Raw genomic sequence first — 22,744 nt, forward strand, 5'->3', positions numbered from 1 at the left:
CTCGCGAATCGATTTTGAATTTTGTGGAGACTAAGGGATGAAAACCCTCTGGCAACACTGCCACGTCGCAACCATGGCGCAGGGCGTCTACTCGATCATCGAGGACGCGGCCATCGTGACGTCCGGTGCCCACATCGAGTGGATCGGCCCACGCGCTGAACTGCCGTCGGAGGAATACCCGGCGGTCAACGATCTGAAGGGGGCCTGGGTCACGCCGGGTCTGATCGACTGCCACACCCACACGGTGTTCGGCGGTAACCGCAGTGGCGAATTCGAGCAGCGCCTGCAAGGCGTCAGCTACGCGGACATCGCCGCGGCGGGTGGCGGCATTGCCAGCACCGTACGCGCCACGCGGGCGGCCAGCGAAGACGAACTGTTCACCAGCGCCGCCAGGCGCCTCAAAAGCCTGATGCGCGATGGCGTCACCAGCATCGAGATCAAGTCCGGTTACGGTCTGGATCTGGCCAGCGAACGCAAGATGCTGCGGGTCGCCCGTCGCCTCGGTGCCGAACTGCCGGTCAGCGTGCGCACCACCTGCCTGGCGGCCCACGCCCTGCCGCCGGAATACAAGGACCGCGCCGATGACTACATCGAGCACGTCTGCGCCGACATCCTTCCGGCGTTGGCCGCCGAAGGACTGGTGGATGCGGTCGATGCGTTCTGCGAATACCTGGCGTTTTCAACGACACAGGTCGAGCGAGTGTTTGTGACCGCGCAGCAACTTGGCCTGCCGGTGAAGCTGCACGCCGAGCAATTGTCGTCGCTGCACGGCTCCAGCCTGGCGGCGCGCTACCACGCGTTGTCCGCCGACCACCTGGAATTCATGACCGAAGACGACGCCATTGCCATGGCGGCCTCCGGCACCGTCGCCGTTTTGCTGCCCGGGGCGTTCTACTTCCTGCGCGAAACCCAGTTGCCGCCCATGGACGCGCTGCGCAAGCACGGGGTGAAAATCGCCATCGCCAGCGACCTCAACCCCGGTACTTCGCCGGCGCTGTCGCTGCGCCTGATGCTGAACATGGCTTGCACCTGTTTCCGGATGACCCCGGAAGAAGCCCTGGCCGGCGCCACGATTCATGCCGCCACCGCGCTGGGCATGCAGCAGACCCATGGTTCGCTGGAGGCGGGCAAAGTCGCGGACTTCGTCGCCTGGCAAATCGATCGTCCCGCTGACCTGTCGTATTGGTTGGGCGGAGACCTGGAAAAACGCGTCGTGCGCCACGGCGTCGAAACAAGCCTGCAGGAGAACCGTTGTGGATAAGGTGTTGAACTTCAAACAAGGCCGCGTGCCGCTGCTGATCAGCATGCCCCATGGCGGCGTGCGCCTGACCCCGGCGGTCGAGGCCGGGTTGATCGCCGACGCGAAAAGCCTGCCGGATACCGACTGGCACATCCCGACACTGTATGAATTCGCCGCTGAACTGGGCGCCAGCACCCTGGGCGCCGAGTATTCGCGGTTTGTCATCGACCTGAACCGGCCGTCCGACGACAAACCCTTGTATGCCGGTGCGACCACAGGGCTCTACCCGGCGACGCTGTTCGACGGCATTCCCTTGTTTCGCGAGGGCATGGAGCCCACCGCCGTCGAGCGCGCGACCTATCTGGAGCAGGTGTGGACCCCGTATCACCAGACCTTGCAGAACGAGCTGGCGCGGCTCAAGGCCGAGTTCGGTTACGCGCTGCTGTTCGATGCACACTCCATTCGCTCGATCATCCCGCATCTGTTCGACGGCAAGTTGCCGGATTTCAACCTCGGCACCTTCAACGGCGCCAGTTGTGATCCGCAGTTGGCGAAGCAGCTGGAAGCCGTTTGCGCGCGGCACCCCGATTACAGCCATGTACTGAACGGCCGTTTCAAGGGTGGCCACATCACCCGGCACTACGGAAATCCGGCGGAGAACATCCACGCGGTGCAACTGGAGCTGGGCCAGTGCACCTACATGGAAGAGTTCGAGCCGTTCCGCTATCGCCCGGACCTGGCAGCGCCGACGCAGGTGGTACTCAAGGCGTTGCTGGAAAACATGCTGGCGTGGGGCAAAAAACACTACGGCGCCTGACCGCCCCTGTAGGAGCGAGCATGCTCGCGATGGACGCGAACGATGACGCTGGCAACCTGATACCCCACGGCGTCTACGAGTCCATCGCGAGCGTGCTCGCTCCTGCAGGTGGGTGTCTGTGTCGATACCTGGTGGAACAGTCGCCACCGTGCAAATCCCGGTCGCTACAGTTCGCTTTTACCTCTCGTCTGCTGCGTAATGTTTTGCGCACGGTGCACAAAGACACCGAACCCATAACAATCCGCTGCCGCACGAGAACGCCCTATGACGAGCACCAAAGCGCTGTTCACCCGCTGTCTCTCCATCCTCTGCGGCACCGCTCTGCTGAGCACCGCTGCCCTGGCCAGCGACGACCCCTCCTGCAAGGCCGTGCGCATGGGCGTGGTCAACTGGACCGACGTCATCGCCACCAGCGGCATGGCGGATGTGTTGCTCAATGGCCTGGGCTACGAAAGCAAGCAGACTAGTGCCGTGCAGCAGATCATCTTTGCCGGCATCCGCGATAAACGCCTCGACATCTTTCTCGGCTACTGGAAGCCGGCGATGGACAAGAACATCGCGCCATTCCTGGCGGCCAATCAGGTCAAAGTCATGGACCAGCCGAGCCTGGCCGATGCACAGGCCACCCTCGCCGTGCCGGACTACGTGGCGGCAGCGGGCCTCAAGACGTTCGCCGATATTGCCCGCTTCAAGGAACAACTGGGCGGCAAGATCTACGGGATCGAGCCGGGTAGCGGGGCTAACACCACGATCAAGACCATGATCGAAACCAATCACTTCGGCCTGAAGGATTTCAAACTGATCGAATCCGGTGAGGCCGGCATGCTCGCGGCGGTCCAGCGGGCGGTGAATCGCAAGGAATTCGTGGTGTTCGTCGGCTGGACGCCGCACCCGATGAACATCAACATGAACATCGCCTACCTGACCGGCAGCGAAGACGTCTACGGCCCCAACGAAGGCGCGGCAACGGTCTCCACCGTGACCTCGCCGGACTATGCCGAGCGCTGCCCGAACGTGAACCGGTTGCTGCAGAACCTCACCTTCACGGCCGCCCAGGAAAGCCAGTTGATGGTGCCGATCATGGAGCGCAAGACCCCGCAGGACGTGGCTCGGCAATGGCTGCGTGATCACCCGGAAGATCTGCAGCGCTGGTTGGCGGGTGTCAGCAGTTTTGATGGCAAGGACGGTGTGGCCAGTGTCCAGGCCAGCCTGAAAAACTGACGTCAAATGCTTCCCTTGTGGGAGCGGGCTTGCTCGCGAAAGCGGTGTGCCATTCAGTGTTTTGTTCAACTGACACACCGCCTTCGCGAGCAAGCCCGCTCCCACAGGGAAGGTTCCATCTTGCTGGAGGGGTCCGGTCAATGGCTGCTTACCCGCTTTCTGCCTCGATGATGGCGTTCGTCGAGAAAACCATCCGCTTCAACGGCCCCGACAACAGCCTTGCCGGCATGCGCCGCGCCTACAGCGAGATGTGCCGGGCATTCACGCCCGCACGTCCTGCCGGGCTGCATGTGGTCGATTTCGAATTGGCCGGGGTGCGGGTTCGCGCCTATCAGCCGCCTCTGGCGTCAGCGCCGGCCGGTGATCCCTGTGTGGTGTACCTGCATGGCGGCGGTTGGGTGGTGGGCGACCTGGATTCCCATGACTTCATCTGCGCCGAACTGGCGTCGGCCCTCGGCGCGCTGGTGATTGCCGTCGATTATCGACTGGCGCCGGAGCACCCGTTTCCGGCGGGTTTGCACGACTGCCTGAGCGTCTGGCGGGCACTGCGAACCGGGCCCTTTCGCCTCGATCCCGACCGCACGCTGGTGGTCGGCGACAGTGCGGGCGGCAATCTGGCTGCCACGCTGTGCCTGGCGTTGCGCGATGCAGGCGAGCCACTGCCGGCGGCTCAGGTGCTGATCTACCCGGCGCTGGGTGGCGATGACCGCCTGCCTTCGCGCAGCGAATGCAGCGACGCACCGTTGCTCAGCCGTGGCGACGTGGAGGATTACCACGCGCTGTACCTGGGCGCCCGGCAACCCTGTGCCCATTCGATGCCGTTGCTTGCGGAGGATTTCAGCGGCTTGCCTGCGGCGTTGATCGCCGTGGCGCAATTCGATCCCTTGCGCGATGACGGTGTGCACTACGCCGAGTTGCTGAAGGCCGCCGGCGTGGCAGCGACGTTGTACTACGGCGAGGGACTGGTTCACGGCTGTTTGCGCGGACGTGGTCAGGTGGCCGAGGTGGACGCACTGTATGAAACCCTGCTCGCCTATCTGGCTAAAAAACTGACGACAGAACTCTGACTCTGCAAGGGCATGCTCATTGACGTAAATCGGGTTTATGATGCCGGACGGCAGAATCATAGAAGTCCCCCCAGGGATGACCTCGACCCCTTACGGAGCGCGCAATGCAGACTTTGTACCCGCAGATCAAACCCTACGCCCGGCACGATCTGGCTGTCGATGAAACCCACACTCTGTATGTCGACGAAAGCGGTTCACCGGAAGGTTTGCCGGTGGTGTTCATCCACGGCGGCCCAGGCTCGGGCTGTGATGCACTGAGTCGCTGCTTCTTCGATCCGAACCTGTACCGCATCGTCACCTTCGACCAGCGCGGTTGCGGTCGCTCCACCCCCCACGCCAGCCTGGAAAACAACACCACCTGGGACCTGGTAGCCGACCTGGAGCGGATTCGCCTGCACCTGGGCATCGACAAATGGGTGCTGTTCGGCGGCTCGTGGGGCTCGACCCTGGCGCTGGCCTATGCGCAAACCCATCCTGAACGGGTGCACGGCCTGATTCTGCGCGGGATCTTTCTCTCCCGCGCCCAGGACATCAAGTGGATGTACCAGGAAGGGGCCAGCCGCCTGTTTCCCGACTATTGGCAGGACTACATCGCACCGATCCCGCCGGAAGAGCGTGACGATCTGCTCGGCGCTTTCCACAAGCGCCTGGTCGGCAATGACCAGATCGCCCAGATGCACGCGGCCAAGGCCTGGTCCACCTGGGAAGGGCGGATCGCCACCCTGCGTCCCAACCCTCAGGTCGTCGAGCGTTTCTCCGAGCCGCAGCGGGCGCTGTCGATTGCCCGGATCGAGTGTCACTATTTCACCAACAACTCGTTCCTCGAGCCGAATCAGCTGATCCGCGACATGGGCAAGATCGCCCATCTGCCGGCGGTGATCATCCACGGTCGCTACGACGCGATCTGCCCGCTGGACAACGCCTGGGAATTGCATGAGAACTGGCCGAACAGCGAATTGCAGGTGATCCGCGAAGCGGGCCACGTGGCGTCCGAACCGGGTATCACCGATGCGCTGGTGCGCGCCGCCGACCAGATGGCGCGGCGCCTGCTCGACTTGTCCCCTGACGAAGCATGAAGGGCTTGCTGCAGCGCGTGCGCGGCGCGCGAGTCGAGGTCGCGGGGGAGGTTGTCGGCTCCGTTGACCAGGGCCTGTTGGTCCTGGTTGCGGTAGAGCCCGAGGATACTCGGGCCAGCGCCGACAAACTTCTGCATAAGCTGCTTAACTATCGGGTGTTCAGCGACGTTGAGGGCAAGATGAATCTATCCTTGGCGGACGTCGGTGGCGGATTGTTGCTGGTCTCGCAGTTCACCCTGGCCGCCGACACCAAAAGTGGATTGCGCCCGAGTTTCTCGACCGCCGCACCTCCGGCGCTGGGTGAAGAGCTTTTCGACTATTTGCTGGAGAAAGCGAAACAGGTGCATGGCACTGTGGCATCAGGTAGATTCGGCGCCGATATGCAGGTGCACCTGGTCAATGATGGCCCGGTAACCTTCCTGTTACAGACTTGAAAGCGCTTGAAACCTCTTTTCCAGCGCTTTTCGACTGAAAGCAGGCGATTTTCGCGATAAATACTTTGTTGCACCTGATGCGTTGTAACGCGGGCTGCTAGATAATCGCGCGCTACGCGGATCGGCGTTCGTTGGTCCATTTTGACTTAGGTAGAGACTTGTCCTGGACCTGTTGGGGAATCATTTAGCCCCACGGGAGTCGGAACAATGCTCGCCAACCTGGCATATAGATAGCTGGCCGTTGGTTTATTGATCTGTTTTCGGCGAGGGTTGCTCGTGATTGTAAGTCCGTTTATTGCACCAAAATTGTCTGCCAAACGGTTGCGTAGCGCTCTGGTAGCGGGCTCGGCCCTGCTTTGCCTGCTCAGCGCCGGCCAGCTTTGGGCATTCAGTCTGGATGATGTGTCGGCCAAGGCAAAAGAGCTGGCCGGACAAAAATACGAGGCTCCGCGCAGTAACCTGCCGACTGAATTCCGCGAGATGAAATTCGCGGATTATCAGAAAATTCGTTTCCGCACCGAAAAAGCCGAATGGGCCGATCAGAAGAACCCGTTCAAGCTGTCGTTCTATCACCAGGGCATGCATTTCGACACGCCGGTGAAAATCAACGAAATCACGGCCAACACCGTCGAAGAGATCAAATACGACCCGACCCGGTTTGATTTCGGCGACCTGCAGTTCGATCCCAAGGCCACCGAAAAGCTTGGCTATGCCGGTTTCCGGGTGCTGTACCCGATCAACAAGGCCGACAAGCAAGACGAAATCATGACCATGCTCGGCGCGAGTTACTTCCGCGTCGTCGGCAAGAACCACGTCTACGGTCTGTCCGCCCGTGGCATGGCGATCGATACCGCCTTGCCGTCCGGTGAGGAATTCCCGCGTTTTCGCGAGTTCTGGATTCAACAGCCCAAGCCGGGCGACAAGCACCTGGTGATTTTCGCCCTGCTGGATTCGCCACGTGCAACCGGCGCCTACCGCCTGACCCTGCGTCCGGGCAGCGACACCATCGTCGACGTCAAGGCGCAGATGTACCTGCGTGACAGGGTCGGCAAACTGGGTATAGCCCCGCTGACCAGCATGTTCCTGTTCGGCGCCAACCAGCCGTCCAAAGTCCTCAACTACCGTCGTGAGCTGCACGATTCCAGCGGTCTGGCGATCCATGCCGGCAACGGCGAGTGGATCTGGCGTCCGCTGAACAACCCGAAACACCTGGCCGTGAGCAACTTCTCGGTCGAGAACCCGCGTGGTTTCGGCTTGCTGCAGCGTGGGCGCGACTTCAGCCACTACGAAGACCTCGATGACCGCTACGACAAGCGTCCAAGTGCCTGGATCGAGCCGAAGGGCGATTGGGGCAAGGGCACCGTCGATCTGGTCGAGATTCCGACCGCCGATGAAACCAACGACAATATCGTGGCGTTCTGGAGCCCGGAAACCCTGCCCGACCCGGGCAAGCCGCTGGAATTCGGCTACCGCATGCACTGGACCATGGATGAGGCTGCCTTGCACTCGCCGGACAGCGCCTGGGTCAGCCAGACCCTGAAGTCCACCGGTGACGTCAAGCAATCGAACCTGATCCGTCAGCCGGATGGCAGCGTTGCCTACCTGGTGGATTTCGAAGGCCCGTCCCTGGCGGCACTGCCTCCTGACGCCGACGTGCGCAGTCAGGTCAGCGTCGGCGACAACGCCGAACTGGTCGAGAACAGCGTGCGTTACAACCCTGAAACCAAGGGCTGGCGCCTGACCCTGCGCCTGAAGGTCAAGGACCCGGGCAAATCCACCGAAATGCGTGCGGCGCTGGTGCAGAACATCGTGCCGGCCGATCTGGCCAAGACCTCGATTCCGGCCTCCAACTCCTCCGTGGCCAAGGCTGACAAGGTCGCCGCCAAGCAAGCGGAGAAAGTCGAGAAGACCGAGAAAGGCCCGAAAGCTGTCGACGGCAAACAGGCTGATGCCAAGCCGGTCGCCGATGCCAAGGACAAGGCGAACAACACTGACGCCAAGCAGCCAGCCGCTGCCGACGCGGCCCCAGCCACACCGGAATCGTCACCGACTGAAGAAGTCCTGACCGAGACCTGGAGCTACCAGTTGCCTGCCGATGAGTAATTCTCCAGTACAGCCAGAATCGCTCTCGGAGTATCTGGCCCATTTGCCGATGACCGACCAGCAGCGCGCGGAACTCGCGGGCTGCCAGTCCTTCAGTGAACTGCATGAGCGTCTTTCGTCCTCGACGTTCGGCGCGCCTGCCGATGCCGCCCAGGCGTCGGTGGGCAAGCGCCTGACCCTGAGCACTGCCGAGGAGTTGCAGGACGCCGAAATGCTGGTGCTCGACGCCAGCGGCCGGGTGTGCCTCAAGGCGACCCCGCCGATTCGTCGGACCAAGGTCGTGCCGGAACCGTGGCGCACCAACATCCTGGTGCGCGGCTGGCGCCGCCTGACCGGTCGCACCAACCCGCCCAAGCCGCCGAAAGACGCGAACGTGCTCCCGGCGGCGCGCTGGCGCACGGTGGGTTCGATCCGTCGCTACATCCTGCTGGTGCTGATGCTCGGCCAGACCATCGTGGCCGGCTGGTACATGAAAGGCATCATGCCGTACCAGGGCTGGTCGTTCGTCGACCTCAACGAAGTCCTGCATCAACCGCTCATGCAAACGGCCACGCAAGTGCTGCCGTATGCGCTGCAGACCAGCATCCTGATCATGTTCGGGATTCTGTTCTGCTGGGTCTCGGCCGGTTTCTGGACCGCGTTGATGGGCTTCCTGGAGTTGCTGACGGGGCACGATAAATACCGGATCTCCGGTAAAAGTGCGGGTAACGAGCCAATTCCGAAAGACGCGCGTACCGCGCTGGTCATGCCGATCTGCAACGAGGATGTGCCGCGGGTGTTCGCCGGTCTGCGGGCCACATTCGAGTCGGTCGCGGCCACGGGTGACCTGGATCGCTTCGACTTCTTTGTCCTCAGCGACAGTAACGATGCCGACATCTGCGTCGCCGAACAGCAGGCCTGGCTGGACGTCTGCCGCGAAGCCAAGGGTTTCGGCAAGATCTTCTATCGCCGCCGCCGCCGTCGCGTCAAACGCAAGAGCGGCAACCTCGACGACTTCTGCCGTCGTTGGGGCGGTGACTACAAGTACATGGTCGTGCTCGACGCCGACTCGGTCATGAGCGGCGAATGCCTGACCAGCCTGGTGCGCCTGATGGAAGCCACGCCGGACGCCGGGATCATCCAGACCGCGCCGCGTGCCTCGGGCATGGACACCCTGTATGCGCGCATGCAGCAGTTCGCAACCCGGGTGTACGGTCCGCTGTTCACCGCCGGCCTGCACTTCTGGCAGTTGGGTGAGTCGCACTATTGGGGCCACAACGCGATCATCCGCATGAAGCCGTTCATCGAGCATTGCGCCCTGGCGCCGTTGCCCGGTAAAGGTGCTTTCGCCGGGGCGATCCTGTCCCACGACTTCGTCGAAGCTGCGCTGATGCGTCGCGCCGGCTGGGGCGTGTGGATTGCCTACGACTTGCCGGGCAGCTACGAAGAGCTGCCGCCGAACCTGCTGGACGAGCTCAAGCGTGACCGTCGCTGGTGCCACGGCAACCTGATGAACTTCCGCCTGTTCCTGGTCAAGGGCATGCACCCGGTTCACCGTGCGGTGTTCCTGACGGGCGTGATGTCCTACCTGTCGGCGCCGTTGTGGTTCTTCTTCCTGGTGCTGTCGACGGCGCTGCTGGCGGTCAACACCCTGATGGAACCGCAGTACTTCCTGGAGCCCCGCCAGTTGTATCCACTCTGGCCGCAATGGCACCCGGACAAGGCGATTGCGCTGTTCTCGACCACCATCGTGCTGCTGTTCCTGCCGAAACTGTTGAGCATCATCCTGATCTGGGCCAAGGGCGCGAAAGAGTTCGGTGGCAAGTTCAAGGTGACCCTGTCGATGCTGCTGGAGATGCTGTTCTCCATGCTGCTGGCGCCGGTGCGGATGATTTTCCACACCCGTTTCGTGCTCGCCGCGTTTCTCGGCTGGGCCGCGACCTGGAACTCGCCGCAACGTGACGACGACTCCACGCCATGGAGCGAAGCGGTCAAGCGCCACGGCCCGCAAACCTTGCTGGGCTTCCTGTGGGCCTTGCTGGTGATCTGGCTGAACCCGAGCTTCCTGTGGTGGCTGGTGCCAATCGTCGGCTCGCTGATGCTGTCGATCCCGGTGTCGGTGATCTCCAGCCGTGTGGGCCTGGGGCTCAAGTCCCGTGACGAGAGCCTGTTCCTGATTCCGGAGGAATACAATCCGCCGCAGGCACTGCTGGATACTGACAAGTACACCCATGAAAACCGTTATCACGCGCTGAACGATGGTTTCATTCGCTCGGTGGTCGATCCGCAGCAGAACGCCTTGGCGTGCTCGCTGGCGACTTCGCGTCACCGCGAGGCCGAGCCGATCGAATGGCTGCGTGTGGAGCGCGTTCGTCATGCGATGAAGGTCGGGCCTGAAGGCCTGACCAACAATGAGCGTGTGCAACTGCTCAGCGACCCGGTGGCACTGGCGCGCCTGCACGAGCAGGTCTGGACCGAAGCCCATCCTGGGTGGCTGGAGGCCTGGCGCCAATCGGTCAACGCCGATCCCCATGCGCCGCTTCTGCCGTTGCAGCCCTTGAGTGCTCAACCGCAGTTGGCCTGATGAAAAAACCCGCGAAAGCGGGTTTTTTTTGCCTGTTCGATCGTTCCCGGGCTCTTCGCGGGAAGGTTCAAGCGATCAATCCGACGCAAACCCTTGTGGATTTGAGCGAGTGCGTTAGCATCCGTCCCCGAATTGGCGCGCCCGGGCAAGTTTTGTCCGTATCGGCAGGGTTTCCTCTGGAGAACTGGCGATTGCGCGCCTCATAACGCAATGGTTTTGGGGACATGATGATGAAGAAGTATCTCTCGATGCTGCTGGTCGGCGTCACGGCATTGGTTGCAGTCAGCGCGGCGCAGGCCGGCGCCATCGATGACGCGGTCAAGCGCGGCACCTTGAAAGTCGGCATGGACCCGACCTACATGCCATTCGAAATGACCAACAAGCGCGGCGAGATCATCGGTTTCGAAGTCGATATCCTCAAGGCCATGACCAAGGCCATGGGCGTCAAGCTGGAGCTGGTGTCCACCGGTTACGACGGCATCATTCCGGCGTTGCTCACCGACAAGTTCGACATGATCGGCAGCGGCATGACCCTGACCCAGGAACGCAACCTGCGCCTGAACTTCAGCGAACCCTTCATCGTGGTGGGCCAGACCCTGCTGATCCGCAAGGAGCTTGAAGGCACCATCAAGTCCTACAAGGACCTGAACACCGCCGACTACCGCATCACCTCCAAGCTCGGCACCACCGGCGAGATGGTGGCCAAGAAGCTGATCTCCAAGGCCAAGTACCACGGCTACGACAACGAGCAGGAAGCTGTACTCGACGTGGTCAACGGCAAGGCCGATGCCTTTATCTATGACGCGCCGTACAACGTCGTGGCGCTGACCAAGGTCGGCAACGGCAAGCTGGTGTTCCTCGACAAGCCGTTCACCTACGAGCCCCTGGCGTTCGGTCTGAAGAAGGGTGACTACGACAGCCTCAACTTCATCAACAACTTCCTGCACCAGATCCACAACGACGGCACCTACGACCGAATCCATGACAAGTGGTTTAAAGACACTGCCTGGTTGAAGGACATGGAATAAGGCTTGGTCAGATAAACCGAGTCGCCTTTATCGCGAGCAGGCTCGCTCCCACAGGTACAGTGATTATCCTGTGGGAGCGAGCCTGCTCGCGATGACGGCCTTTCGAGCAATACCTCTCTCGGAACCGCAATGAAACAGAAAAAAGCCCAATGGCCCTGGCACGCGCTCACAGTGCTGGTGCTCATCGGCCTGGCTGCCGCGATGTACTACGCCACCTCGCTGATGTCCTATGAATGGCGCTGGAACCGCGTGCCGCAGTACTTCGCCTACCACGCTGAAGAGTCGCAGCGTGCCGCCGACATCTCCACTGTCAGCGCCCTGGTGCGCAACGGCGACAAGGCCGAAGTGACCCTGCGCAATGACGCCGGTGACGAACAACGCGTAACCGTCGACGACAACAGCCTGCAAGTCGCCCAGGGCGACGACGTGGCGGAAGGCGATGTGATCGGCGTGACCCGCCATTGGGCGGCCGGACCGCTGTTGTGGGGGCTGTGGACCACCTTGTGGCTGTCGGTGGTGTCGGGTGTGCTGGGTCTGCTGATCGGCCTGGTCACCGGTCTGTGCCGTCTCTCGAACAACCCGACCCTGCGCGACCTGTCGACGATCTACATCGAACTGGTGCGCGGGACGCCGCTGCTGGTGCAGATTTTCATTTTCTATTTCTTCATCGGCACCGTGATGAACCTGTCCCGTGAATTCGCCGGGATCGCCGCGCTGTCGTTGTTTACCGGAGCGTATGTCGCCGAGATCATCCGTTCCGGCGTGCAGTCGATTGCCCGGGGCCAGAACGAGGCCGCACGTTCCCTCGGTTTGAGCGCGGGCCAGTCGATGCGCCACGTGGTGCTGCCGCAGGCGTTCAAGCGCGTGCTGCCGCCGCTGGCCGGGCAATTCATCAGTCTGGTCAAGGACACGTCCCTGGTGTCGGTGATCGCCATTACCGAACTGCTGAAAAGCGGCCGCGAAGTCATCACCACCTCGTTTTCGCCGTTTGAAATCCTGTTCTGTGTGGCTGGCCTGTATTTGTTGATCAACCTGCCGCTGTCGAAAATCGCCGGCCGGCTTGAGCGGAGGCTTGCGCAAAGTGATTGAAGTCCGCGATCTGGTAAAAATTTTCGACACCCGTGGCCAGGTGGTTCGTGCGGTCGACAACGTCTCGACCCAGGTGGCCAAAGGCGAGGTGCTGGTGGTAATCGGTCCGTCCGGATCCGGCAAATCGACCTTCCTGCGCTGCCTCAATGGCCTCGAAGAATTCGACTCCGGCTCGGTGAGCATCGACGGCCTGCAACTGGCCGACCCGAAAACCGACGTCAACGCCTACCGCCGCGAAGTCGGCATGGTGTTCCAGCACTTCAACCTGTTCCCGCACATGACCGTGCTGGAGAACCTGTGCCTTGCGCAAAAGGTCGTGCGCAAGCGGGGCAAGAAGGAGCGTGAAGCCAAGGCGATGGCGTTGCTGGAAAAGGTCGGCATCGCGCAGAAGGCCAACGAGTTCCCGTCACGGCTGTCCGGTGGCCAACAGCAGCGCGTGGCAATCGCCCGGGCGCTGGCGATGGAGCCCAAGGTCATGTTGTTCGACGAGCCGACGTCGGCGCTGGACCCGGAAATGGTCGGCGAAGTGCTCGACGTCATGAAGAACCTGGCCGTGGAAGGCATGACCATGGTGTGCGTGACCCACGAGATGGGGTTCGCGCGTGAGGTGGCGGATCGGGTGCTGTTCTTCGATCACGGCAAATTGCTCGAAGACGCCTCCCCGGCGGAGTTCTTCGACGCACCGAAGGACCCGCGGGCCCAGGCTTTTCTGCGTCAGGTCCTTTAGGCCGCCATCGCAAGCAAGCCCGCTCCCACAGGGATTGGCAGCGTACACGGATATTGTGACCACCAATGCCCACTGTGGGAGCGGGCTTGCCCGCGATGGCACCACCTCGATTTCAAGCGAACCGAAGCAGCTGAATTACCTCAAACCTTGAACCGCCCCACCAGCGTCTGCAAATGGGTCCCCAGTCGCGCCAGTTCGACGCTGGAGGCGGCGGTTTCCTCGCTGGCCGCCGAGGTCTGTTCGGACACATCGCGCACGTTCAGCACGCTGCGGTTGATCTCCTCGGCCACGGCGCTCTGTTGCTCGGCCGCTGCGGCGATCTGCTGGTTCATCGACTGGATCGCCGACACGGTGCGGGTGATGCTTTCCAGCGAGCCACCGGCGCGACGCGTCAGTTCGACGCTGCTGTCGGTCAGGCTGCGGCTGTTGTCCATGATGGTCGCGACCTGCTGGGTGCCGTTCTGCAGGCCGACGATCAGCTCTTCGATTTCCTCGGTGGACTTCTGGGTGCGCTGGGCGAGGCTGCGGACTTCGTCGGCGACCACCGCAAAACCTCGTCCGGCCTCACCGGCGCGGGCGGCCTCGATGGCGGCGTTGAGCGCCAGCAGGTTGGTTTGCTGGGCCACGGACTTGATCACGTCGAGGACGCTGCCGATCTTGTCGCTTTCGCGCTTGAGATCGCCCATGGCCTGGGTGGAGTTACCCACTTCCAGGGCCAGGCGCTCGATCTGGGTGATGGCTTCGCCGACCACCTTGTCACCCTCACGGGCCTGCTGATCAGCGGCGACCGCCGCTTCCGAGGCCTCCTCGGCATTGCGCGCCACTTCCTGCACGGTGGCGGTCATTTCGTTCATGGCGGTCGCCACCTGATCGGTCTCGACTTTCTGGCTGTTGACCCCGGCGCTGGTCTGCTCGGTCACGGCGGACAGTTCTTCGGCGGCGCTGGCGATCTGCGTGACACCGTCGCGGATGCCGCCGATCAACTCGCGCAGGCCCAGGGTCATGTTCTGCATGGCGCGCTGCAGTTGACCCAGTTCGTCCTGGCGCTGCGAGATCAGGTCCTGGCTCAGGTCTCCGGCGGCAATGCGCTCCGCCACCTTCAGGGTCTGGCTCAGGGGGATGACGATCTGGCGGGTGATCGCCCATGCTGCGAACAGACCGAAGGCCAGTGCCAGTGCGGTGGCCAGGAACAACAGGTTCCTGGCATGTGCCGCATCGGTATCGCGCACGACGGTTTGCGAAGCGGTGAGCTTCTGGCTGAGGTCGATCAGGACCTCGCCTTGCGCCTTCATGCGCACCAGCGCGGCCGCCGTGGCGACCTGTGAATCACGGAACTGGCTGACCGCCGCGCGATAGGTTTTGAATGATTCGCTGGCCTGTTGCAGATTGGCGGCGTACTGCGGGGGCAGCCTGGAAGGCAGGCTGTCGAGGTAGGTCAGAACGTTGGCAATCGCATCCAGCGCCGGTTGCTCGGCGTCGGCCTTGCCGCTGTAGGTGTAGCCGCGCACCTGGTAGCGGGCTTGTTGCAGCAGCTTGCCAGCTTCGACGATCTGGTTGAAATCGGTGACGCTGTCGCCTTGCAGCAGGGCTTTCTCGACTTCAGCCACCCGGGCTACGGCATTGTCGGCGGAAGCGCCAAGCTTGCTGCGCGCATCTTCACGATTGGCGCCCGCCTGGGCCATGGCGGCGAAGGCTTGCTTGTACTCGGCGACGGCGGCCAGTTGCTGGTCGACCTTGGCGGCATCGTCCGGCTGTTCGATCAGTGTGCGTGCGGTTTTCAAGCCGCTGTCGAGTTTGCCGAGCAGGTCGTTGACGGTCCCCGTACCCTGCTCGCCACGGCGCATTTCGTAATCCAGGCGAGCGATGCGCAAATCCTTGGTCAGGTCGTTGAGGCTGGCGATGAAGCCGAGTTTGTCGCCCCGGCTCATCACGTCCTTCAGGCCGGTCCAGCCGGTAAAGGTAATCAGCGCCGTCAATAGCAGCACCAAACCGAAGCCGACGCTCAGTTTTCGGTTGACGCTAACGTTTCCCAGTTTTTCGGCTAGCCATTGCATGCTGCAACTCCCTTGGACCGCATATTGGTTTTATGGAAGCTGTATCGGCGGGCCGGGAAGAACCTGTAGGAGCGAGCATGCTCGCGATGGTCGTTAACGATAACGTTGGATGCCTGACACCTCGCGGCGTTATTACGACCATCGCGAGCGTGCTCGCTCCTACAGGGATCTACGTCTAGAACAGGCGTGCGAGCAGCGCGGTGACGGCCGTTTCGACCCGCAGGATGCGCTCGCCCAGTTGCACTGGTTGCAGGCCGGATTTGGCCAGCAGGTCGATCTCGTAGGGAATCCAGCCGCCTTCCGGGCCGATGGCCAGCGTGACCGGCTCGGCCAGGCCGCGAGGGCAGGGCGGGTAGTTGCCCGGATGGCCGACAAGGCCGAGGGTGCCCTGGGCGATGGCCGGCAGGCGGTCTTCGACGAACGGCTTGAAACGTTTTTCGATGACCACGTCCGGCAACACAGTGTCCCGGGCCTGTTCAAGTCCGAGGATCAACTGCTCGCGAATGGCCTCGGGTTCGAGGAAGGGTGTCTGCCAGAAGCTCTTCTCGACGCGGTAGCTGTTGACCAGCACGATGCGTGGCACACCCATGGCCGCCACGGTCTGAAACACCCTGCGCAGCATCTTGGGGCGTGGCAGGGCCAGTACCAGGGTCAGTGGCAGTTTGGCCGGCGGTGCCTGATCGAGGGTGACCTGCAGTTCGGTTTCATTGTCGTCCAGGCGCAGCACGCTGGCCGATCCCATCAGGCCGCCGATCCGTCCGACCCGCAGGCTGTCACCCACTTCGCAGCGGTGGACCTCCTGCATATGCGTCAACCGGCGATCACGCAGGACCACCCGGTCGGCCGCAATGAAGTCGGCCTCTTCGAGCAGCAGCAGGTTCACGCCTGGGTCGCTGGTGGCTGGTCGTTGTGATCGTCGACCGGCTGGTCGTCCGGATGATCGCCGCGCTTGCTGATCAGGCCGCCGAACAGGATGCCGATCTCGAACAGCAGCCACATCGGCACCGCCAGCAGTGTCTGCGAGAAGATGTCCGGTGGTGTCAGGATCATGCCGACCACGAAGCAGCCGATGATCACGTAGGGGCGGATTTTCTTCAGGTATTTGACGTCGACCACGCCGATCCACACCAGCAGCACCACGGCCACCGGGATTTCGAACGCCACGCCGAAGGCGAAGAACAGCGTCATGACGAAATCGAGGTAGCTGGTGATGTCGGTCATCATTTCCACGCCGGCGGGGGTGGCCGCCGCGAAGAACTTGAAGATCAGCGGGAACACCAGGAAGTAGGCGAACGCCATGCCGGCATAGAACAGCAGGATGCTCGACACCAGCAAGGGCACGGCGATGCGTTTCTCATGCTTGTACAGGCCGGGCGCGATGAAGCCCCAGATCTGGTGCAGGATCACCGGGATCGCCAGGAACAGCGAGACCATCATGGTCAGCTTCAACGGCGTCAGGAACGGCGACGACACGTCGGTGGCAATCATCGTCGCCCCCGTTGGCAGGTACTGGCGCAACGGCGTGGAGACGAAGGTGTAGATCTGCTGGGTGAAGGCGAACAACCCGGCGAAGATGATGAATATCGCCGCTACACAGCGCAGCAGACGGGTGCGCAGCTCGGTGAGGTGCGAAACCAGCGGCATGTGCTGGTCGTTTTCAGGAAGGTCGCTCATGGGGCTCGCGGCGGCAATGTAGGGTCTTGAGGGGCCGGCGCAACAGGCGCAGCCGCAGGTACGACGGGTTCAACCGGTGCGGCTGCAACAGCAGGCGTCGGTTCGACAGGCGCTGCTTCAGCCGCAGGTGCAGCCACTGTCGGCGTGACTTCTGGCTGGACCGGTGTCGGCTCCTGCTGGGTCGGCGTAAAGATCTTGCGCGCCTCCTGTTCCAGCGACAGGATGTGCTCGTTGTGCAGTTGCCGACGAATCTCGTCGGCACCGATTTCACGTTCAACTTCCTGTTTGATCGCATTGAAGCTGCGCTTCAGGCGACCGACCCACAGGCCGGCGGTGCGCGCGGCGCCCGGCAGGCGCTCGGGACCCAGCACCAGCAGGGCAACGAGGCCGACGAGCAGCAGTTCAGAGAAGCTGATACCAAACATTAGTCAGTGCTCACACGTCTTTGCGGATCGGCTCTTCGACTTTTTGCGCCTGCACGTCGATGGTGTGCGGCTGGTTCACGGCCTGGGTGGGCTGTGGCTGGGCCGGCGGCACCGGTTGGGCCGGAGTGACAGTCGGATCGGCCGGTTTCTCGTCGTCGTTCATGGCCTTGCGGAAGCCCTTGATCGATTCGCCGACATCGGTACCGAGGTTTTTCAACTTCTTGGTGCCGAACACCAGCACCACGACAACGAGGATGACGATCCAGTGTTTCCAGTCAAAAATGCCCATGTTGCTGCTCCTCTCAAAAGGTTGTTCAGGCGGACGGGCGCGAGGCTTTCTCGGCGTGTCCGGACAGACCGAAACGACGGTCCAGTTCATCGAGTACGGCCTGCGGATGCTGCCCCAGTTGGGCGAGCATGACCAGGCTGTGGAACCACAGGTCGGCGGTTTCGTAGATCACATCGCTGCAGTCGCCGCTGATGGCGGCATCCTTGGCGGCAAGGATGGTTTCGACCGACTCTTCGCCGACCTTTTCCAGAATCTTGTTCAAGCCCTTGTGGTACAGGCTGGCGACATACGAGCTGTCGGCGGCGGCGCCTTTGCGCTCCTCCAGCACCTGAGCGAGGCGGGTCAGGGTGTCACTCATGTTTGTGTCCTGCGCTGTAAATGGCGTGCGGGTCTTTCAAGACCGGGTCGACGGTTTTCCAGTCGCCGTTTTCGAAGACGCGGTAGAAGCAGCTCTGGCGGCCGGTATGGCAGGCGATATCGCCGATCTGCTCGACCATCAGGATGATGACATCGGCGTCACAGTCCAGGCGCATTTCATGCAGGGTCTGCACATGCCCCGACTCTTCGCCCTTGCGCCACAGCTTGCCACGCGAGCGCGACCAGTAGATGGCACGGTTCTCCGCCGCCGTCAGTTGCAGCGCTTCACGGTTCATCCAGGCCATCATCAGGACGCGCCCGGTCTTGTGATCCTGGGCAATGGCCGGTACCAGGCCATCGGCATCCCACTTGATCTCGTCCAGCCAGTTTTTCATCTTTGACTCCGACAGCGGGCCCGACACTTCAGAAGTCGAGCCCAAGCGTTCAAACAGTGTGCCAGTCGTTCACCCAACTGGCTATCGACGAACGACCAGATACAAGCCGACGGCCATCATGATCCCCGCCGGCCAGTACGCCAACTCGTTCAACGGACCACCCATGGCCAGAATCGCCCCACCTGCCAGATGGGCCGTCCCGAGCAGGCGCAGGAACCAGTCGTCCCGACGTCGATGCCACGGAGGCGGCGGATCGTAGGCGTGGGGCTGCGACATGCGTTCGAGCAGGTCGCGGGCCATGTTGGCCAGGTGCGGCAGTTGCTCGAACTGGCTCTGCACATTGCCCAGCAAGGCCTTGGGGCTGACGCGTTCACGCATCCAGCGCTCGAGGAACGGTTGTGCGGTGTTCCACAGATCCAGGTCCGGGTACAACTGACGGCCCAGGCCTTCGATGTTCAACAGGGTCTTCTGCAACAGGACAAGCTGCGGCTGCACCTCCATGTTGAAGCGTCGCGCCGTCTGGAACAGACGCATCAACACCTGACCGAAGGAAATATCTTTTAACGGTTTTTCGAAGATCGGCTCGCACACGGTACGAATGGCCGCTTCGAATTCGTTGAGTTTGGTTTCCGCCGGCACCCAGCCCGAATCGATGTGCAGTTGCGCCACTCGCCGGTAATCGCGCTTGAAGAAGGCGAACAGGTTGCGCGCCAGGTAATCCTGGTCTTCCGGGGTCAGGCTGCCGACGATGCCGCAGTCGATCGCAATGTACTGCGGGCTCCACGGGTTGACGGTGCTGACGAAGATGTTGCCGGGGTGCATGTCGGCGTGGAAGAAACTGTCGCGGAACACCTGGGTGAAGAAGATTTCCACCCCGCGTTCGGCGAGCATTTTCATGTCGGTGCGCTGGTCGGCGAGGGTGGCCAGGTCCGTGACCTGAATCCCGTAGATGCGCTCCATCACCAGCACTTTCGGTCGGCACCAGTCCCAGTAGACCTGCGGCACGTAGAGCATCGGCGAACCCTCGAAGTTGCGCTTCAGCTGGCTGGCATTGGCCGCTTCGCGCAACAGATCGAGTTCGTCGTAGATGGTTTTTTCGTAGTCGCTGACCACGTCCACCGGGTGCAGCAGGCGCGCATCGGCCGAGAGTTTTTCCGCCGCGCGGGCGAGGATGAACAGCCAAGCCAGGTCCTGGGCAATCACCGGCTTGAGGCCCGGGCGGATCACCTTGACGACGACTTCTTCTCCGGTTTTCAGTTGCGCGGCATGCACCTGCGCCACGGACGCTGAAGCCAGCGGTTCGACGTCGAAACGGCTGAACACTTCACTGATCTTCTTGCCCAGCTGTTCTTCGATCAGCCTCACCGACACTTGCGAGTCGAACGGCGGCACGCGGTCCTGCAGCAGCATCAGTTCGTCGGCGATGTCTTCCGGCAGCAGGTCGCGGCGGGTGGACAGAATCTGCCCGAACTTGATGAAAATCGGCCCCAGGTCCTGCAGTGCCAGGCGCAGGCGTGCGCCACGGCTCAGGTCCAGCGTCTTGCGCGGGAACCAGCGCCACGGCAGAACATAGCGCAGCGCCAGCAGGAACCATGGCAGCGGCAGGTCGAACAGCAAGTCATCGAGGCGATAGCGAATCACAACGCGCTGGATGCGCAACAAACGGCGGACGGCAAGCAGCTTCATGCGTTATCGCTTGGGTCTAGGGATCGGGAAAGGCGCTCGACACGCGCCTCGAGACGTTCCAGATCGAGCTTGATCCGGTCCAGTTCGGTGAAACGGGCTTCGGCTTCGCGCTGACCGACGAGGGTACGCGATTCTTCGGCCAGGTACTCGCCCAGGTTCTGACCGAGGCTGGTGAAACCTTGCTGATACCAGCGAGCACGACTGCGCAGGTGGCCGCCGACCAGTTGCGTGGCGACCGGCCCGAGCCAGCGCGAGAGCTCGTACTCCCAGTCCAGTTCCAGGTCCTGAAGGATCGCCGCCAGCTCCAGCAGCACGCCGCTGTCACCGTCGAGCTCAACCTCAGCACCGTGCAGGACCGCGGTCTTGTCCTTGCTCAGCGCCAGTTTCAACAGGCTGCTGGCCGGTGCACGCAACGTGCAGTCGGCACCGCCTTCCCACTGCGAGGCGAGCATCAGGCCTTCGTCGCTGGGCAGGATGTGCAGATGCAGGGCCGGGCTACGGCACTCGACCGCAATCACCTTGCCGCTCAAATGCGCGAGCCTCGGCAGCGCCGTGCTGTCGAGACGCAGCACCCGGTTCAGACCGAGTTCGACGCTGGCGAACAGGCCGGCGAGCAGCATCAGGGCTTGATGCCGCGGTGCAGGGCGACGATGCCTGCGGTCATGTTGTGATAGGTCACGCGGTCGAAACCGGCCTCGACCATCATCGACTTCAGGGTTTCCTGGTTCGGGTGCATGCGGATCGATTCCGCCAGGTAGCGGTAGCTTTCCGAGTCGTTGGTCACCAGCTTGCCCACCAGCGGCATGAAGGCGAACGAGTAGGCGTCATAGGCCTTGGACATCAGCGCGTTGGTCGGCTTGGAGAATTCCAGCACTAGCAGGCGTCCGCCGGGCTTTAGCACACGCAGCATCGAGCGCAGGGCATCTTCCTTGTGCGTCACGTTGCGCAGGCCGAACGCGATGGTCACGCAGTCGAAATGGTTGTCCGGGAATGGCAGCTTTTCAGCGTCGGCCTGAACGAATTCGACGTTGCCGGCCACACCCAGGTCCAGCAGGCGGTCACGACCGACCTTGAGCATGGATGCGTTGATGTCAGCCAATACCACCTGGCCGGTCGGGCCAACGAGGTGGGAGAATTTTTTCGTCAGGTCACCGGTGCCGCCGGCGATGTCGAGCACGCGGTTGCCGCTGCGCACACCCGACAGCTCGATTGCGAAGCGCTTCCACAGACGGTGCATGCCCCCCGACAGGAGGTCGTTCATCAGGTCGTACTTGGCGGCTACCGAGTGGAATACCTCGGCGACTTTTTCCGCTTTTTGGCTTTCCGGTACGTTTTTGAAACCGAAGTGAGTGGTGGGTTCGGCATCGCTGCCTTTGCGCTGATCAGTCATATCGCTGTCACCAGAAGAGAATGCGGGCATTCTAATCCCGGTGGCCGGCTTTGTCTTGGCAAGGCTGCAGGTAAGATAGTCAATCACTGGGACGTTTTGCCGCAGCGGCGGTCAAGATGCTCCAGCATCGTATTCAAAAAGCAGGAGTCAATCGATGGCCCGAATCAGTGTTGAGCGTACCCATAATCTGGGCAAGGAAGCGGCCCGCGAGAAGGCCGACAAGTTGGCGCAGAAGTTGTCCGATCAATATGGCCTGGAGCCGCAATGGTCCGGCGACACCCTGAATCTCAAGCGCTCCGGCGTAAAAGGCGCGGTGCATGTGGCCAATGATTCGATCCGGGTAGACGTGGAGTTGGGCCTGATGATGTCGGCCATGAGCGGCATGATCAAGGCAGAGATCGAGAAGGCGCTGGACAAGGCGCTCGCGTAGCCCGGCTTTCTTTTGCATACGCTATTCCCTGTGGGAGCGGGCTTGCTCGCGAATGCGGTGTGTCAGTCAACGAATACATTGAATGACACACCGCATTCGCGAGCAAGCCCGCTCCCACAGTTCTGTTTGCGCTGCGCCCACTGATTCATGTCAGTTGTTAGGGTGCCGTTTCTAATTATTCTTCGTACGTTGTGCATGAGCCCGACACTTTTGCGGGCAGTTCCTCAAACCTTCTGCGCGTGAGGTGCACCATGGCCAAAGTTATTTTGAAGAAAAAAATCGACGCTTCGACAACGGCGCTTGGCGACGTCAAATCCTATGCCCGCAAGATCTGGCTGGCAGGCCTGGGCGCCTACACCAAGGTCGGCCAAGAGGGCAGCGAGTACTTCCAGGAGTTAATCAAGGAAGGTCAAGCTGTTGAAAAGAAAGGTAAAAAGTTAGTTGCTGAAAAACTTGAAGCGGCTAATACCGAGATCGATGAAGCCCAGAGTGAAGTCAGCACTTTCAAAGGCAAGGTCGAAGTACAACTCGACAAAGTAGAGAAGGCTTTCGACTCGCGTGTCGCAAGTGCCTTGAATCGTATCGGCATTCCGTCTAAACATGACGTTGAGACACTCTCTGCCAAGCTCGATGAGCTGACGGCATTGCTCGAACGCGTCGCGCGTAAATCTTAAGGAGA

The 22,744-nt window shown here is 61.8% G+C and carries 23 protein-coding genes and 1 pseudogene; 13 read left to right on the forward strand and 11 right to left on the reverse strand.

Features of this window, described 5'->3' with window-relative positions; all coding sequences use genetic code 11:
* Positions 1-37 precede the first annotated feature (37 nt).
* The 11 genes from hutI (at position 38) to QIW53_RS22255 (ending at position 13,365) form a co-directional block, all read left to right on the forward strand.
* The gene (hutI, locus tag QIW53_RS22205) at positions 38-1,261 is read left to right on the forward strand and encodes an imidazolonepropionase (RefSeq protein ID WP_371051729.1); all 1,224 of its coding nucleotides are present in this window, start codon (positions 38-40) and stop codon (positions 1,259-1,261) included.
* Positions 1,254-2,057, forward strand: a complete 804-nt coding sequence (gene hutG, locus QIW53_RS22210) for an N-formylglutamate deformylase (protein ID WP_371051730.1) — start codon at positions 1,254-1,256, stop codon at positions 2,055-2,057. Before hutI ends, hutG begins: the two co-directional genes overlap by 8 nt.
* A gap of 264 nt (positions 2,058-2,321) precedes the next feature.
* Positions 2,322-3,278, forward strand: coding sequence for a choline ABC transporter substrate-binding protein (locus QIW53_RS22215; RefSeq protein ID WP_371051731.1), 957 nt, complete (start codon positions 2,322-2,324; stop codon positions 3,276-3,278).
* Between the two features lie 140 nt (positions 3,279-3,418).
* Positions 3,419-4,345 carry an alpha/beta hydrolase gene (locus QIW53_RS22220; RefSeq protein ID WP_371051732.1) on the forward strand — a complete coding sequence of 309 codons (927 nt, stop codon included), beginning with the start codon at positions 3,419-3,421 and terminating at the stop codon, positions 4,343-4,345.
* Positions 4,346-4,449: 104 nt separating this feature from the next.
* Positions 4,450-5,421 (forward strand): prolyl aminopeptidase, encoded by a 972-nt coding sequence (pip, locus tag QIW53_RS22225; protein ID WP_371051733.1) that lies wholly within the window; start codon positions 4,450-4,452, stop codon positions 5,419-5,421.
* Positions 5,418-5,855: a D-aminoacyl-tRNA deacylase gene (dtd, locus tag QIW53_RS22230; RefSeq protein WP_371051734.1), complete on the forward strand. Its 438-nt coding sequence runs from the start codon at positions 5,418-5,420 to the stop codon at positions 5,853-5,855. Before pip ends, dtd begins: the two co-directional genes overlap by 4 nt.
* A gap of 276 nt (positions 5,856-6,131) precedes the next feature.
* Entirely contained in the window at positions 6,132-7,958 is a 1,827-nt protein-coding gene (locus tag QIW53_RS22235) for a glucan biosynthesis protein G (protein WP_371051735.1), read from the forward strand.
* Entirely contained in the window at positions 7,951-10,521 is a 2,571-nt protein-coding gene (gene mdoH / locus QIW53_RS22240) for a glucans biosynthesis glucosyltransferase MdoH (protein ID WP_371051736.1), read from the forward strand. The genes QIW53_RS22235 and mdoH overlap by 8 nt, the downstream gene beginning before the upstream one ends.
* A gap of 230 nt (positions 10,522-10,751) precedes the next feature.
* A complete protein-coding gene (locus tag QIW53_RS22245) occupies positions 10,752-11,549 on the forward strand; it encodes a transporter substrate-binding domain-containing protein (protein WP_371051737.1) in 798 nt (265 codons plus the stop codon).
* Positions 11,550-11,678: 129 nt separating this feature from the next.
* The gene (locus QIW53_RS22250) at positions 11,679-12,638 is read left to right on the forward strand and encodes an amino acid ABC transporter permease (RefSeq protein WP_371051738.1); all 960 of its coding nucleotides are present in this window, start codon (positions 11,679-11,681) and stop codon (positions 12,636-12,638) included.
* Positions 12,631-13,365 carry an amino acid ABC transporter ATP-binding protein gene (locus tag QIW53_RS22255; RefSeq protein ID WP_371051754.1) on the forward strand — a complete coding sequence of 245 codons (735 nt, stop codon included), beginning with the start codon at positions 12,631-12,633 and terminating at the stop codon, positions 13,363-13,365. The genes QIW53_RS22250 and QIW53_RS22255 overlap by 8 nt, the downstream gene beginning before the upstream one ends.
* Positions 13,366-13,505: 140 nt before the next feature.
* On the opposite strand, the gene QIW53_RS22260 is transcribed toward QIW53_RS22255, so the two are convergent.
* From QIW53_RS22260 to ubiE, 11 genes and pseudogenes are all read right to left on the reverse strand, one after another.
* Positions 13,506-14,378 (reverse strand): methyl-accepting chemotaxis protein, encoded by an 873-nt coding sequence (locus QIW53_RS22260; protein WP_371051755.1) that lies wholly within the window; start codon positions 14,376-14,378, stop codon positions 13,506-13,508.
* A pseudogene (locus QIW53_RS22265) lies at positions 14,364-15,419 on the reverse strand (methyl-accepting chemotaxis protein); the annotation flags it as partial. The pseudogene QIW53_RS22265 and the gene QIW53_RS22260, both read right to left, overlap by 15 nt.
* Positions 15,420-15,594: 175 nt before the next feature.
* Entirely contained in the window at positions 15,595-16,302 is a 708-nt protein-coding gene (locus QIW53_RS22270) for a 16S rRNA (uracil(1498)-N(3))-methyltransferase (RefSeq protein WP_371051739.1), read from the reverse strand.
* Complete coding sequence (gene tatC, locus QIW53_RS22275) at positions 16,299-17,093, reverse strand: twin-arginine translocase subunit TatC (protein ID WP_192307576.1); 795 nt, start codon at positions 17,091-17,093, stop codon at positions 16,299-16,301. Before tatC ends, QIW53_RS22270 begins: the two co-directional genes overlap by 4 nt.
* Positions 17,090-17,518: a Sec-independent protein translocase protein TatB gene (gene tatB, locus QIW53_RS22280; RefSeq protein WP_371051740.1), complete on the reverse strand. Its 429-nt coding sequence runs from the start codon at positions 17,516-17,518 to the stop codon at positions 17,090-17,092. The genes tatC and tatB overlap by 4 nt, the downstream gene beginning before the upstream one ends.
* 10 nt (positions 17,519-17,528) lie before the next feature.
* Entirely contained in the window at positions 17,529-17,807 is a 279-nt protein-coding gene (locus tag QIW53_RS22285) for a twin-arginine translocase TatA/TatE family subunit (protein WP_192307578.1), read from the reverse strand.
* A gap of 25 nt (positions 17,808-17,832) precedes the next feature.
* Positions 17,833-18,165 (reverse strand): phosphoribosyl-ATP diphosphatase, encoded by a 333-nt coding sequence (locus QIW53_RS22290; RefSeq protein ID WP_371051741.1) that lies wholly within the window; start codon positions 18,163-18,165, stop codon positions 17,833-17,835.
* Positions 18,158-18,559, reverse strand: coding sequence for a phosphoribosyl-AMP cyclohydrolase (gene hisI / locus QIW53_RS22295; protein ID WP_371051742.1), 402 nt, complete (start codon positions 18,557-18,559; stop codon positions 18,158-18,160). The genes QIW53_RS22290 and hisI overlap by 8 nt, the downstream gene beginning before the upstream one ends.
* Positions 18,560-18,640: 81 nt before the next feature.
* Positions 18,641-20,245, reverse strand: a complete 1,605-nt coding sequence (ubiB, locus tag QIW53_RS22300) for a ubiquinone biosynthesis regulatory protein kinase UbiB (RefSeq protein WP_371051743.1) — start codon at positions 20,243-20,245, stop codon at positions 18,641-18,643.
* The gene (locus QIW53_RS22305; RefSeq protein WP_371051744.1) at positions 20,242-20,865 is read right to left on the reverse strand and encodes a ubiquinone biosynthesis accessory factor UbiJ; all 624 of its coding nucleotides are present in this window, start codon (positions 20,863-20,865) and stop codon (positions 20,242-20,244) included. Before QIW53_RS22305 ends, ubiB begins: the two co-directional genes overlap by 4 nt.
* On the reverse strand, positions 20,865-21,635 hold the full coding sequence (gene ubiE / locus QIW53_RS22310) for a bifunctional demethylmenaquinone methyltransferase/2-methoxy-6-polyprenyl-1,4-benzoquinol methylase UbiE (RefSeq protein ID WP_192307583.1): 771 nt from the start codon (positions 21,633-21,635) through the stop codon (positions 20,865-20,867). The genes QIW53_RS22305 and ubiE overlap by 1 nt, the downstream gene beginning before the upstream one ends.
* A gap of 154 nt (positions 21,636-21,789) precedes the next feature.
* On the opposite strand from ubiE, the gene QIW53_RS22315 reads away from it, so the two are divergent.
* Together QIW53_RS22315 and QIW53_RS22320 are read left to right on the forward strand one after the other, a co-directional pair.
* Complete coding sequence (locus tag QIW53_RS22315; RefSeq protein ID WP_371051745.1) at positions 21,790-22,065, forward strand: polyhydroxyalkanoic acid system family protein; 276 nt, start codon at positions 21,790-21,792, stop codon at positions 22,063-22,065.
* Between the two features lie 251 nt (positions 22,066-22,316).
* Complete coding sequence (locus tag QIW53_RS22320) at positions 22,317-22,739, forward strand: phasin family protein (RefSeq protein WP_371051746.1); 423 nt, start codon at positions 22,317-22,319, stop codon at positions 22,737-22,739.
* Positions 22,740-22,744: the final 5 nt, after the last annotated feature.

The organism is Pseudomonas fluorescens (genome assembly GCF_041354075.1).
GTDB lineage: Bacteria > Pseudomonadota > Gammaproteobacteria > Pseudomonadales > Pseudomonadaceae > Aquipseudomonas > Aquipseudomonas fluorescens_CE.